The organism is Kitasatospora sp. NPDC089509 (assembly GCF_044749365.1).
Taxonomy (GTDB): Bacteria; Actinomycetota; Actinomycetes; order Streptomycetales; family Streptomycetaceae; genus Kitasatospora.
Window position 1 is genome coordinate 180871 of the sequence record NZ_JBIVHS010000010.1, and the last position, 12548, is coordinate 193418.

Sequence of the window (12548 nt, forward strand, 5' to 3'; positions counted from 1 at the left end):
CATGCGGGATCCCGGCCGGTCAGTCTCGAAGCTTACAGCGTCACGGGGTCGAACGCCATTCCGCCCCCGCACACTGCCCTCCGTCCGCCTCCCGGGCCCCTTGTACGCTCCACCTGTACCCACACCGCACGACGGAACGAGCCCCCCTTGAGCAGCGAGCCCACCCAGACCCCCGACGCGGACGACCACGCGATCGGCTTCGACGACCTCACCCGCGACATCGCCGAGGTCCCGGCCGTCGAGGTGATCACCACCGTCGCGGTGCACCTGATGAGCGCGGCCGCGGTCAAGTGCGGCCTGGCCGAGGGCGGCGAGAAGGACAAGGACCTGGACGAGGCCCGCAAGCTGATCACCGCGCTCGCCGGGCTGGTCACGGCCGGCGCCCCGGAGATCAGCAACTTCCACGCGGCCCCGCTGCGGGACGGGCTGCGCTCGCTGCAGCTGGCGTTCCGCGAGGCCTCGCTGGTGCCGGACGCCCCGGGCACCGGGCCGGGCGAGAAGTTCACCGGGCCGGTCTACTCCTAGTCGAGATCAAAAAGACCACCTACGAAATTTCGTAGGTGGTCTTTTTCGTGTCGACTACCGCCGGTACAGCGCCTCCCCCGGCAGCTGCGCGTCGGCCGGCAGCACCGCGAGGTCCAGCCCCCGGTCCAGCCGGACCCGCAGCACCGGGTCACCGGCCACCGCCCGGCCGACCCGCTGGGCCGCCTCCTGCAGCCCCGACTGGTCCAGCGCCGGGTCGAGGACCACCGCGAGCACCCCGTCCGAGTCCTCCGACGGCGCCAGCAGCCCGCTGACCACCTGCGGCTCGGCCGCCAGCAGCGCCCGCACCGCCTCCCGCACCTCCGGGTCGCGCACCGGCGGCAGGTAGCGGCGGTTCTCCGCCAGCGCCCGCAGCCGGGCCCCGGTCAGCAGGAAGGGGACCGGCCCGGCCGGGTCGATCAGCAGCGTGTCGGCGCGCTCGGAGAAGGCGACCATCGCGGCCTGCGGCGCCGCGGTCGGCGCCGGGCGGGCGTCGGCGCGCCAGCGGGTGAGCGTCTCCAGCGACGTGAAGGCGGGCAGCGCGCGGCGCCCGTCCGGGGCCTCCAGCACCGGGACGGCCATGTCACTGGTCTTGTCGTGCTTGTGCCCGTGCTCGTCCACCTCGACCTCGCCGAGGACGGCCACGATCGGGACCATCAGCCGGGTCGGGGTCAGCGCCGCCAGCACCTCGGGCTCGACCGCGCGGTCCTGCGACCAGCGGGCGAGGGCCGCGGTCAACGCCGGGTCCGCCGTGCCGTCGTCGTCGGAGAAGCCGGGGTTCGGGATGCTCTTGCCGACGAACGCCGGGTTGGAGAAGTCTTTGCGGTCCACCCGGCCGACCCTATGCCACCGGACGTCGCCGCCCGCATTTCCCCGCACGCGCCCCCTACCGGGCGGTACCGCGCTGTGGCAGCCTGCGCGCATGGTCATCCTCGTATCGCGCACCCCTGTCACGGACCGGCACCGGTACGACCGGGCCACCGCCCACCTGGACGGGCCGGTGGCCGTCGTGGACCTCGCCGCCTTCGACGCCAACGCCGCCGACCTGGTCCGCCGGGCGGGCGGCAAGCCGATCCGGGTGGCGAGCAAGTCGCTGCGCTGCCGGGCCCTGCTGGAGCGGGCGTTGGCGGTGGACGGCTTCCTCGGGGTGATGAGCTTCACCCTGGACGAGTCGCTCTGGCTGGCCCGCACCGGCATCCGCGACGTGCTGCTCGCCTACCCCTCCGCCGACCGCACCGGCTACGCCGAACTGACCGCCGACGACGAGCTGGCCGACCGGGTCACCGTCGTCCTGGACGACCCGGCCCAGCTGGACCTGATCGACAAGGCGCGCAGCGGCGACGCCGAGGTGCGGGTCTGCCTCGAACTGGACACCGCCCTGCACCTGTTCGGCGGGAGGGTCCGGGTCGGCGCCCGGCGCTCGCCGCTGCGCACCCCGGAGGAGCTGAGCGCCTTCGCCGAACTCGTCCAGCGCCGCCCGGGGTTCCGGGTGGTCGGGCTGATGGCGTACGAGGGACACGTCGCCGGGGTGGGCGACCGTGTGCCCGGGCGGCCGGTCCGCTCGCAGGTGATCCGGCTGATGCAGACCAAGGCGCGGACCGAACTGGCCGAGCGGCGCGCCGCGGTGGTGCGGCGGCTGCGGCAGGTGGCGGAGCTGGAGTTCGTCAACGGCGGCGGCACCGGCAGTGTGGAGTCCACCGCCGCCGAACGCGCCGTCACCGAGGTGGCCGCCGGCTCCGGGCTCTACCAGCCGCAACTGTTCGACAACTACCGCGGGTTCCGGGGCCGTCCGGCCGCACTCTTCGGCCAGCCGGTGGTGCGGCGCCCCGGCGTCGGGGTGGTCACGGTGCTGGGCGGCGGCTACCCGGCCTCCGGCGCGGCCGGACCGGACCGCTCCCCGGTGCCGTACCTGCCGCCGGGGCTGCACTACGACCCGATGGAGGGCGCGGGCGAGGTGCAGACCCCGCTGATCGGCCCGGCGGCCGACGACCTGCTGATCGGCGACCGGGTGTGGTTCCGGCATGCCAAGGCGGGTGAGCTGTGCGAGCGCTTCGCGGAGCTGCACCTGATCGAGGGGGACCGGGTGGTGCGGACGGTGCCGACGTACCGGGGTGAGGGGAAGACGTTTCTCTGACGGTTCGTCCGCTGTTGCCCTACCGTGGTGCCAGTACCGGGGACGTTGACGGAGGGGTGGCATGGACGCCGAGATCACCGAGATTGCAACGAGGGGCGCGACGGCTCTGGCCGGTCTCATGGTCACCTCGGCCTGGGAGCGGGTGAAGCCGCGCGTCGCCGCGATGTTCGGCCGCAAGGCGGAGTCGGTCTCCGAGGAACTGGACGCGACCCGGGACGAACTGGTCGCCGCCCAGCCCGGCGACACCGAGTCCGCCGCTCTCAGCGCACAGGGCGAGTGGGAGCCGAAGCTGCGCCGGCTACTGGCCGCCGACCCGGCTCTGGTCGCCGAACTCCGATCCATCCTCGATGAGTTCGGCCCCAAGCAGGCCGAGCCGGGAACCACCGTCTACCACAACGAGCTCAAGGACATGACGGTCCACGGCACCGTCATCCAGGTCGGCCACGGCAAGGTGGCCCAGGTCGAGACGATCAACGGTGATCTGAACTTCTGACCTTTCCCCAGCCTTAAGCAGGCCCGATGGAACACCTAACCCCGGTGTCCCGTCGGGCCTTTGCGCTGTTCGGGGGCCTACAGTCCGTCAATAACCGCATCACGCGCGGCTATTGCCATCTGGTCCAGACCAATCCTACGCTCTGCCCGGGGGCCGCGATCCGGGCCGGCGGCCCCCGAACGGGCAGGCGTGTCCGCTCCCCCACACCCGCCCGGAACGACGGTCAAGGAGTCCCCACCCCATGTCCATCAAGCGAAGCGCCCTGTCCGTCGGCGTGGTCGGCGCCGCGGTCCTCGCGGTGGCCGCGACCACCGCCGGCACCGCCAGCGCCCACGGCACCATGACCGGCCCGGTCAGCCGGGTCGGCGCCTGCTACGCCGAGGGCCCCGAGTACCCGGTGTCCCAGGTGTGCAAGGACCTCGTCGCCGCGAGCGGCACCCAGCCGCTGTACGACTGGAACGAGGTCAACATCGCCAACGCCAACGGCAACCACCAGGCCCTGATCCCGGACGGCAAGCTCTGCTCGGCCAACCGCGACAAGTACGCGGCCCTGGACTGGCCGCGCACCGACTGGCCGGCCACCCCGGTCAGCGCGGGCAACTTCACCTTCCAGTTCCGCACCACCGCGCCGCACGCCGGCACCCAGACCGTCTACATCACCAAGCCGGGCTACGACCCCACCAAGCCGCTGAAGTGGTCGGACCTCGACCCGACCCCGGTCGCCCAGGTGCAGACCGACCGCAGCGCCGTCAACGGGTACTACACCTACTCGGGCGCCCTGCCGCAGCGCACCGGCCGCCAGCTGCTGTACACGGTCTGGCAGCGCAGCGACAGCCCGGAGGCGTTCTACAGCTGCTCGGACGTCGACTTCGGCGCCGCCACCACCGCCGGCGCCCCGGCGGTGTCCTCGCTCGCCGCCCCGGCCGCGCCCAGCGACGCCCAGATCGCCGCCGACGCGTCGAAGTCCACGGTCGCCCACCACGGGCACGGCGGGGACCCGAACGCCCCGGCGGGCCAGCCGATCCCGACCAGTTCCGCGGCGGTGGCCCCCTCCTCCGCCACTGGTCCGCTGCTGCTCGCCGGTGCGGCCGCGCTCGGCGTCGGCTGGGCGGGCATGGTGCTCCGGCGCCGTCGCATCGAGGCTGTTCGACGCGACGCCTGACGCCGGACGACGCGGGGCCGGACCGGCCCCACCCCCGTCCGGTCCGGCTCCGCGACCCCAGTAGTGCCGAAGGCAACGGCGACGGCCCGCCCGGGAGGAGGTCTCCCGGGCGGGCCGTCGTGGTGTGAGGAGCGGGGCGGCTCAGGTGCTGGACGTCCCGGAGCCGTCGGGGCCGGCCGAGCCGCCGGAGGAACCCGACGAGCCGGACCCGGCGCCACCGCCGGTGCCCGGCAGGCCGGGGATGCCCGGGATCTTGCCCTTGAAGTCGGCGATGCCCTTCACGATGCTGTCCATCACGGAGACGTCCGGCGCCTTGTCGGCGATGTCGAAGCCGAAGTGCACCGAGACCAGCGCCTTGCCGTCGGTGGTCGGGAAGACCACCGTCTGCACGTAGCCGCTGTTGCCCTTGGCCGCGTTCACCTTCCAGCGGATCAGGTAGCCGTCCTGGCCGTTGACCTTCACCGCCTCGGACTTGAGCTCCTGGTGTCCGCTGACGTCACCGTAGGAGCTCTTGACGGCCGCGTCCATGTCCGCCTTGGCCGCCGCCTGGACGTCCGTGCCGCCTCCGGTGATCCGGCCGGTGTTCACCCCGCCGAGGGTGCAGTTGTCGCTGCCGTCCGGACACTTGTAGGCGCCGATGGACAGCGCGGCGTAGCCGTCGTTGGTGGTGCCGGCCTGCCAGCCGGAGGGGGTGGGCAGGGTGAGGCCGTTGACCAGGTCGATCGCCTTGTTGGCGCCCGGCCTCGCCTTTCCGCCGCCGCTGCCGCCGTTCCCACCGGTACCGCCACCGGTACCGCCGCCGTTGCCACCGCCGCCGCTGCTGCCGTCACCGCCGTTCCCGCCGCCGAGGCCGGGGAAGCCGAACAGTCCGCCGCCGTCGTTCGGCGCGGGCTGCTGCCGGGCGCTGCTCTGCGGGCGGGAGTCGTTGTGGCCGTCCATCGCCAGGTAGGTGATGCCCGAGCCCGCGCCCAGACCGAGCACGGCGGCGACCACGGTGGCCACCACCAGCTTGGAGGGCTTGCGCCGGGGCTTGCGCGGCAGTGGCCCGCCGGGCGCGCCGTACGCGGCCCCGAAGGGCGGCGGCTCCGGGTACCGGACCGTCGGTCCGCTGTCCAGGACCTCGCCCTCCAGCACCCGGGGCTGCTCGGACGTCTCCGGCCCCGGAGCCGCGGCGGCCGGGGGCTCCGGCTGCGGGGCGTCCGAGGGTGCGGGCCGGGTGTCGGCCGTCCAGCCCTTGCCGTCCCACCAGCGCTGCTGCCTCGGGTCGCCGGTGGTGTCCTTCGGGTCCGGGTACCACCCGGCGGGGATCTGCTCACTCACAGCAAAGAATCTAAAGGTAGCCGGATAAACGCGAAATCAGCGCAGCCGGGAATTCGGGGTGTTTTCGATGAGATTACGGTGAGAAGCCCCACAGCGGCGGCCCACCGGCCTACAGCGGCGTGACGTACGCCCCGGAGATGCCGCCGTCCACCAGGAACTCGCTCGCGGTGATGAACGAGGAGTCGTCGCTGGCCAGGAAGGCCACCGCGGCGGCGATCTCCTCGGCCCGGGCGAACCGGCCGAGCGGGATGTGCACCAGCCGGCGGGCGGCCCGCTCCGGGTCCGCCGCGAACAGCTCGCGCAGCAGCGGGGTGTCCACCGGCCCGGGCGACAGCGCGTTCACCCGGATCCCCTCCCGGGCGAACTGCACGCCCAGCTCGCGGGACATCGCCAGCACCCCGCCCTTGGAGGCGGTGTACGAGATCTGCGAGGTGGCCGCACCCATCCGGGCCACGAAGCTGGCGGTGTTGATGATCGAGCCGCGCCCGTGCCGGCGCATGTACGGAAGCGCGGCCTTGCAGCACAGGTAGACCGAGGTCAGGTTGACCTCCTGGACCTTGCGCCAGGCGTCCAGGCCGGTGGTCAGGATCGAGTCGTCCTCCGGCGGCGAGATGCCGGCGTTGTTGAACGCGACGTCCACGCCGCCGTAGGTCTCGTAGGCCTCGTCGAACAGCGCCTCGACCATGTACGGGTCGGTGACGTCGGTGTGCACGAACAGCCCGCCGACCTCCTTGGCGGCCGCCCGGCCGGTCTCCTCGTCCAGGTCCGCGCAGACCACCTTCGCGCCCTCGGCGGCGAGCCGGCGGGCGGCGGCCAGGCCGATCCCGCTGCCCGCGCCGGTGACCACGGCGGTGCGGCCGACCAGGCGGCGGCAGACCATCTCGTCCGGTCCGGTCATGGACTGTCACTCCTCGCTGTGGATGAAGACGTTCTTGGTCTCGGTGAAGTGGCGCAGCGCGTCCGGCCCCAGCTCGCGGCCCACCCCGGACTCGCCGAAGCCGCCGAAGGGCGTCCAGTAGCGCACCGAGGAGTGCGAGTTGACGGACAGGTTGCCCGCCTGGACGCCCCGGGCCAGCCGCAGTGCCCGGCCGACGTCCCTGGTCCAGATCGAGCCGGAGAGGCCGTAGCGGGTGGCGTTGGCCAGGCGCAGGGCGTCGGCCTCGTCGGTGAACGGCAGCACGGCGGCGACCGGGCCGAAGATCTCCTCGGTGACCGCCGGGACCTCCGGGGCGGCGGGTGCGAGCACCGTCGGCGGGTACCAGTAGCCGGGCCCGTCCGGCACCTCGCCGCGGGCCAGCACGGGCAGGTCGGGGGTCACGTAGGAGGCGACCCGGCGGACCTGGGCGGCCGAGATCAGCGGGCCGAGCTGGGTGTCCGGGTCGTGCGGGTCCCCGGTGCGCAGCGCCTCGACGGCGGGCAGCAGCAGGGCCAGGAAGTCGTCGTAGGCCTCGCGCTGGACCAGGATCCGGCTGCGGGCGCAGCAGTCCTGGCCACTGTTGTCGGCGAAGGACATCGGGTCGGCGGCGCGGGCCAGGTCGGCGTCGGCGAAGACGATGTTGGGGCTCTTGCCGCCGAGTTCCAGGGTGACCCGCTTGGCCCGGGCCGCGCAGCGGGCGGCGACCTCCTTGCCGACCACGGTCGACCCGGTGAAGACGATCTTCCGCACCGCCGGGTGGTCGACCAGCGCCCGCCCGGTCGTGCCGCCGGCCCCGGGGACGACCTGGAACAGTCCCTCGGGAAGTCCGGCCGCCAGCCCGAGTTCGGCCAGTCGCAGCGCGGTCAGCGGGGTCGCCTCGGCGGGCTTGAGCAGCACGGCGTTGCCGGCCGCGAGGGCGGGGGCGAAGCCCCAGGCGGCGATCGGCATCGGGAAGTTCCACGGCGCGATCACCCCGACCAGGCCGATCGGTTCGTGGAAGGTGACGTCCAGGCCCGCCGGGACCGGGATCTGACGACCGGTCAGGCGCTCCACTCCCCCGGCCGCGTACTCCAGCAGGTCGCGGACGTTTCCGGCCTCCCAGCGGGCGTTGCCCAGGGTGTGGCCGGCCTCGGTCACCTCCAGTTCGGCCAACTCCGTGACGTGCACCTCGACTTGGTCGGCGAAGCGGCGAAGCAGCCGGGCCCGGTCGGCGGGCGCCAGGGCCGCCCAGCCGGTCTGGGCCTTCACGGCGCGCTGGACGGCCGCGTCCAACTGCTCGGCGGTGGTGTCCGGGACGGTGGCGAGCAGCTCACCGGTGGCGGGGTTGCGGACCTCGCTGCTGGTCGGGTCGCTCATGGCTCACATCCGTTCGAAGGATCGGTAGCGCTCCCAGTCGGTGACCGCCCCGTCGTAGGCGGCCTGCTCGACCCGGGCCATGTTGAGGTAGTGCTCGACCACGTCGTCCCCGAAGGCCGTCCGGGCCAGTTCGCTCTGCGCCCACAACGCGGCGGCCTCGCGCAGCGATCCGGGCACCCGGGCGTACTCCTCGGCCGCGTAGGCGTTGCCCAGGCAGGGCGTCGGCAGGTCCAACTTGTGCTGCAGGCCGTACAGTCCGGCCGCGATCATCCCGGCCACGGCGAGGTACGGGTTGACGTCGCCGCCGGGCACCCGGTTCTCCATCCGCAGGCCCGGGCCGTGGCCGACCACCCGGTAGGCGCAGGTGCGGTTGTCCCGGCCCCAGGCCACGGCCGTCGGGGCGAAGGAGCCCGGGCGGTAGCGCTTGTAGGAGTTGATGTTCGGCGCGTACAGCACGCTGAACTCGCGCAGTGCGACCAGCTGTCCGGCCAGGAAGTGCCGCATGGTGTCGGTCATCCGGCCGTCCCGGTCGGCGAAGGCGGGGGCGCCGACGGCGTCGCGCAGCGACAGGTGGATGTGGCAGCTGTTGCCCTCGCGCTCGTCGTACTTGGCCATGAAGGTGAGCGCGCAGCCCTGTTGGGCGGCGATCTCCTTGGCGCCGGTCTTGTAGACGCTGTGCTGGTCGCAGGTGGTGAGGGCGTCCGAGTAGCGGAACGCGATCTCGTGCTGGCCGAGGTTGCACTCGCCCTTGGCGGACTCGACCGTCAGCCCGGCGCCGGCCATCTCGTTGCGGATCCGGGAGAGCAGCGGCTCGATCCGGGCGGTGCCCAGCATCGAGTAGTCCACGTTGTAGAGGTTCGCCGGGGTCAGCCCGCGGTAACCGCCCAGCCAGGCCTGCTCGTAGGTGTCGCGGAAGACCAGGAACTCCAGTTCGGTGCCGATGTCCGCGGCCAGCCCGTACTCGGCGAGCCGGGCGATCTGCCGCTGCAGCAGCTGGCGGGGGGCGGCGTCCACCGGGTGGCCGCCGTGCCGGGCGAGGTCGGCGGTGACCTGGGCGGTGCCGGGCTGCCAGGGGGTCAGCCGCAGGGTGGCGAGGTCGGGGCGCATCGCGAAGTCGCCGTAGCCGGTGGCCCAGGAGGAGAAGGCGTAGCCGTCCACGGTGTTGAGGTCCACGTCCACGGCCAGCAGGTAGTCGCAGGCCTCGGCGCCGTTCTCCGCCACCTCGTCCAGGAAGAAGCGGGCGGCGAACCGCTTGCCCTGCAGTCTGCCCTGCATGTCCGTGAAGGAGAGCGCGACGGTGTGCACCTCGCCCGCGTCCACCAGGGTGCGCAGCTCGTCCAGGGTCAGTGGCGGCCGGGGCCGCGAACCCGCGGGGGCGTTCTCGGACATGCCGAACCCTCCTCCTCGATCACTCTGCTCACTCTTCGATCACTCTTCGAGATCAAGCGATCACAGCTTCATGTACACAGCGAACCGTACGGCCTGCGCCTCACGGGGCGGAAGAGGGCGGACGGGTGTGGCGCGCCGATGCGCGTGTTTGACGGGGTACCGGACGGTACGGGAGGAGAATGCCCGCCATGGATCGCAGGCCTTTCATCGGCGTCAGCACCTACCTGGTGGACGTGAGTTGGAGCGACTGGCGGGGCCGTCGCGTCGCCCTGGTGCCGGAGGAGTACACCGCCTACGTGCAGGACTCCGGCGGCATCGCCGTCCTCCTCCCGCCGGACGCCCCCGAGCGCGCACCCGAAGTCCTCGCCCGGCTCGACGCCCTCGTCATCGCCGGCGGCCCGGACATCGACCCGGCCTACTACGGGGAGCCCGCCCACCCGTTGACGGACGTCGACTCCCCGGCGCGCGACGCCTGGGAGGTCGCCCTGCTGCGCGGCGCCCTGGCGGCGGGCATGCCGGTGCTCGGCATCTGCCGGGGCATGCAGGTCCTCAACGTGGTCTGCGGCGGCACGCTCGTCCAGCACCTGCCCGACGTGCTCGACGTCGACGTCCATGCGGGGACGCCGGGTTGCTACGGCAGCCACGTGGTGCGGCCGGTCCCCGGCACCCTGGTCGGCGGCCTCCTGCCGGAGAGCGAACTCCGCGTCCCCACCTTCCACCACCAGGCCGTCGACCGCCTCGGCACCGGCCTGCGGGTCAGCGCCCTCGCCCCGGACGGGACGATCGAGGCCGTCGAGGGCGCCGGCTTCACCGTCGGCGTCCAGTGGCACCCGGAACAGGGCACCGACCTCCGCGTCATGCAGGCCCTCGTCCGCGCCGCCACCGCGGCCGCCCTGGACTCGGTGGCCCTGGGCTGAGCCCCGACCCTCCCCCTCCCGCAGGCCCGCTCGTCGGCCGGCGCCCCGGATGCACCGGGGCGCCGGCCGCTGTCCTGAGGTCGATCGGGCCGTCCGGCGGAGCCCCTGTTCGGCAACGACAACGGTCACCAGTACAGCCTTTGGATCTTTGTCGATTCTGCGGTTCACTTCGAGTGCGGGGCGATCGCCCCCTGCCACCTTCCACCCCGTGCGTCCAGAGAGGACTTCGATGGCCGGGCACGAGCATTCCCACGATGATCATGCGCATGACCACCAGAACTCGCCCGGCCACGAACATGAACACGGGGGCGGCGGTCACGGCCACGGCCACGGCCACGGCCACGGCCACGGCGGACACTCGCACGGCGTCGCCGCCGACGCCGACCGCCGCTGGCTGGTCAGCGCCCTCGCCCTGATCGTCGTCTTCATGGCCGGCGAGGTCGTCGTCGGCTTCGCCGCCCAGTCCCTGGCCCTGATCTCCGACGCGGCGCACATGCTCACCGACGCCGCCTCGATCGTGCTGGCCCTGGTCGCCATGCGGCTCGCGGCCCGACCGGCCCGCGGCGGCTACACCTACGGGCTCAAGCGCGCCGAGATCCTCTCCGCCCAGGCCAACGGCGTGACCCTGCTGGTGCTGTCGGCCTGGCTGGGCTACGAGGCCGTCAGTCGACTGATCTCGCCGCCCGAGGTCACCGGCTCACTGGTGCTGATCACCGCGCTGATCGGGATCGTGGTCAACCTCGCCGCCGCCTGGTGCATGTCGAAGGCCAACCGCAGCTCGCTGAACGTCGAGGGCGCCTTCCAGCACGTCCTCACCGACCTGTACGCCTTCATCGCCACCGCCGTCGCCGGTGCGGTCATGCTGGTCACCGGCTTCGCCCGGGCCGACGCGATCGCCTCGCTGATCGTCGTCGTCCTGATGCTCAAGGCGGGCATCGGCCTGGTCCGGGACTCCGGACGGATCTTCCTGGAGGCCGCCCCGGCCGGCATCGACCCGGACACGGTCGCCGACCGGCTGGTCACCGAGCCGCTGGTCGAGGAGATCCACGACCTGCACATCTGGGAGATCACCTCCAACCAGCCGGCCCTGTCCGCGCACATCCTGGTCACCCCCGGCGGCGACTGCCACGCCGTCCGGCGCGAACTCCAGCGCCGACTGGCCAAGGAGTACGGCATCACCCACAGCACCCTCCAGGTCGACCACGTCGGCGAGGACGAGGCCGGGGCGCTGCTGCAGATCGCCGGCCCGGGCGAGCCCGGCGCCGAACACTGCGCCGACGCCCACGGCCCGGTGCACCGCGCCGGCCCGCACGAGCACTGAGAACCGGGCCTTCGTCAGCGCGGTGCGGCATGATCTGACGCGTGACCGCACCGCGACTGATGCTCCTCGACTCCGCCAGCCTGTACTTCCGGGCCTACTACGGCGTACCGGACTCCCTGCGCTCCCCCCAGGGGGAGCCGGTCAACGCCGTCCGCGGCCTGCTGGACTTCATCGCCCGGCTGGTCCACGACCACCGGCCCGACGAACTCGTCGCCTGCATGGACGCCGACTGGCGCCCCCAGTGGCGGGTGGACCTCATCCCCTCGTACAAGACCCACCGGGTCGCCGAGGAGCAGGAGGCCGCCGAGGCCGGCGAGGAGGAGGTGCCCGACACCCTCGCCCCGCAGGTCCCGGTGATCGAGCAGGTACTGGACGCCCTCGGCATCGCCCGGATCGGCTCCCCCGGCTACGAGGCCGACGACGTCATCGGCACCCTCACCGCCCGGGCGAAGGGCCCGGTGCAGATCGTCACCGGCGACCGCGACCTCTTCCAACTCGTCGACGACGCACGGCAGATCACCGTCCTGTACCCGGTCAAGGGAATGGGCAACCTCCAGGTCACCGACGACGCGCTGCTGCTGGAGAAGTACGGCGTGCGCGGCGCCCAGTACGCCGACATGGCCGCCCTGCGCGGCGACCCGTCCGACGGCCTGCCCGGCGTCAAGGGCATCGGTGAGAAGACCGCCGCCCAACTCATCAACGAGTACGGCGACCTGGCCGCCATCCGCGCCGCCGCCCTCGACGTCGGCTCCAGGCTCACCCCGGCCCGCCGCCGCAACATCGTCGAGGGCGCCGGCTACCTCGACGTCGCCCCCAAGGTCGTCCGCGTCGCCGACGACGCCCCGCTGCCCGCCTTCGACCCGGCCCTCCCCCGCGAGCCCGTCGACCCGATGACCCTCGAACACCTCTCCGCCCGCTGGGGCCTCGGCACCTCCCTCCACCGCGTCCTGGAGGTCCTGGCCACCCGCTGATCCCGCTCCACGCCTGCCGGCCAGCCAGCGGACCACCGGCGACCTGT

General features: G+C 72.9%; 12 protein-coding genes. 7 read left to right on the top strand and 5 right to left on the bottom strand.

Going from position 1 to position 12548, the window contains the following annotated elements; translation table 11 throughout:
• Window positions 1–147: 147 nt before the first annotated feature.
• Window positions 148–525, top strand: coding sequence for a DUF1844 domain-containing protein (locus ACIP4P_RS22420; protein ID WP_350512970.1), 378 nt, complete (start codon window positions 148–150; stop codon window positions 523–525).
• 54 nt (window positions 526–579) lie between these two features.
• Here the strand turns inward: ACIP4P_RS22420 and ACIP4P_RS22425 are convergent, their stop codons facing one another.
• Window positions 580–1353: an SseB family protein gene (locus ACIP4P_RS22425; RefSeq protein ID WP_400920956.1), complete on the bottom strand. Its 774-nt coding sequence runs from the start codon at window positions 1351–1353 to the stop codon at window positions 580–582.
• 91 nt (window positions 1354–1444) lie between these two features.
• Between ACIP4P_RS22425 and ACIP4P_RS22430 the strand changes: the two genes are divergently transcribed.
• The 3 genes from ACIP4P_RS22430 (at window position 1445) to ACIP4P_RS22440 (ending at window position 4311) form a co-directional block, all read left to right on the top strand.
• Window positions 1445–2656: an amino acid deaminase/aldolase gene (locus ACIP4P_RS22430; protein ID WP_400920958.1), complete on the top strand. Its 1212-nt coding sequence runs from the start codon at window positions 1445–1447 to the stop codon at window positions 2654–2656.
• 61 nt (window positions 2657–2717) lie between these two features.
• Window positions 2718–3149: a hypothetical protein gene (locus tag ACIP4P_RS22435; RefSeq protein ID WP_400920960.1), complete on the top strand. Its 432-nt coding sequence runs from the start codon at window positions 2718–2720 to the stop codon at window positions 3147–3149.
• Between the two features lie 241 nt (window positions 3150–3390).
• Window positions 3391–4311 (top strand): lytic polysaccharide monooxygenase, encoded by a 921-nt coding sequence (locus tag ACIP4P_RS22440; protein WP_400920962.1) that lies wholly within the window; start codon window positions 3391–3393, stop codon window positions 4309–4311.
• 141 nt (window positions 4312–4452) lie between these two features.
• On the opposite strand, the gene ACIP4P_RS22445 is transcribed toward ACIP4P_RS22440, so the two are convergent.
• The 4 genes from ACIP4P_RS22445 to ACIP4P_RS22460 form a co-directional block, all read right to left on the bottom strand.
• Window positions 4453–5631 (bottom strand): DUF2510 domain-containing protein, encoded by a 1179-nt coding sequence (locus ACIP4P_RS22445; protein ID WP_400920964.1) that lies wholly within the window; start codon window positions 5629–5631, stop codon window positions 4453–4455.
• Between the two features lie 109 nt (window positions 5632–5740).
• Window positions 5741–6529: a 3-oxoacyl-ACP reductase gene (locus ACIP4P_RS22450; RefSeq protein ID WP_350512976.1), complete on the bottom strand. Its 789-nt coding sequence runs from the start codon at window positions 6527–6529 to the stop codon at window positions 5741–5743.
• A 6-nt stretch (window positions 6530–6535) separates the two neighbouring features.
• Window positions 6536–7903, bottom strand: a complete 1368-nt coding sequence (locus ACIP4P_RS22455; protein WP_400920967.1) for an aldehyde dehydrogenase family protein — start codon at window positions 7901–7903, stop codon at window positions 6536–6538.
• Window positions 7904–7906: 3 nt separating this feature from the next.
• Window positions 7907–9292 (bottom strand): glutamine synthetase family protein, encoded by a 1386-nt coding sequence (locus tag ACIP4P_RS22460; protein WP_400920969.1) that lies wholly within the window; start codon window positions 9290–9292, stop codon window positions 7907–7909.
• A 188-nt stretch (window positions 9293–9480) separates the two neighbouring features.
• Here ACIP4P_RS22460 and ACIP4P_RS22465 point away from each other — a divergent pair, with 188 nt between their 5' ends.
• The 3 genes from ACIP4P_RS22465 to ACIP4P_RS22475 all read left to right on the top strand — a co-directional run bounded on the left by ACIP4P_RS22465 (window position 9481) and on the right by ACIP4P_RS22475 (window position 12501).
• Window positions 9481–10209, top strand: coding sequence for a gamma-glutamyl-gamma-aminobutyrate hydrolase family protein (locus tag ACIP4P_RS22465; RefSeq protein WP_400920971.1), 729 nt, complete (start codon window positions 9481–9483; stop codon window positions 10207–10209).
• A gap of 229 nt (window positions 10210–10438) precedes the next feature.
• On the top strand, window positions 10439–11530 hold the full coding sequence (locus ACIP4P_RS22470; RefSeq protein ID WP_400920973.1) for a cation diffusion facilitator family transporter: 1092 nt from the start codon (window positions 10439–10441) through the stop codon (window positions 11528–11530).
• 59 nt (window positions 11531–11589) lie between these two features.
• The gene (locus tag ACIP4P_RS22475) at window positions 11590–12501 is read left to right on the top strand and encodes a 5'-3' exonuclease H3TH domain-containing protein (protein ID WP_400921082.1); all 912 of its coding nucleotides are present in this window, start codon (window positions 11590–11592) and stop codon (window positions 12499–12501) included.
• The last annotated feature ends 47 nt before the right edge of the window (window positions 12502–12548 follow it).

Coding starts and splice junctions, on each gene's coding strand:
- ACIP4P_RS22430 (WP_400920958.1), top strand. CDS start 1,445: ATGGTCATCCTCGTATCGCGCACCCCTGTCACGGACCGGCACCGGTAC.
- ACIP4P_RS22435 (WP_400920960.1), top strand. CDS start 2,718: ATGGACGCCGAGATCACCGAGATTGCAACGAGGGGCGCGACGGCTCTG.
- ACIP4P_RS22440 (WP_400920962.1), top strand. CDS start 3,391: ATGTCCATCAAGCGAAGCGCCCTGTCCGTCGGCGTGGTCGGCGCCGCG.
- ACIP4P_RS22450 (WP_350512976.1), bottom strand. CDS start 6,529: ATGACCGGACCGGACGAGATGGTCTGCCGCCGCCTGGTCGGCCGCACC.
- ACIP4P_RS22455 (WP_400920967.1), bottom strand. CDS start 7,903: ATGAGCGACCCGACCAGCAGCGAGGTCCGCAACCCCGCCACCGGTGAG.
- ACIP4P_RS22460 (WP_400920969.1), bottom strand. CDS start 9,292: ATGTCCGAGAACGCCCCCGCGGGTTCGCGGCCCCGGCCGCCACTGACC.
- ACIP4P_RS22465 (WP_400920971.1), top strand. CDS start 9,481: ATGGATCGCAGGCCTTTCATCGGCGTCAGCACCTACCTGGTGGACGTG.
- ACIP4P_RS22470 (WP_400920973.1), top strand. CDS start 10,439: ATGGCCGGGCACGAGCATTCCCACGATGATCATGCGCATGACCACCAG.
- ACIP4P_RS22475 (WP_400921082.1), top strand. CDS start 11,590: ATGCTCCTCGACTCCGCCAGCCTGTACTTCCGGGCCTACTACGGCGTA.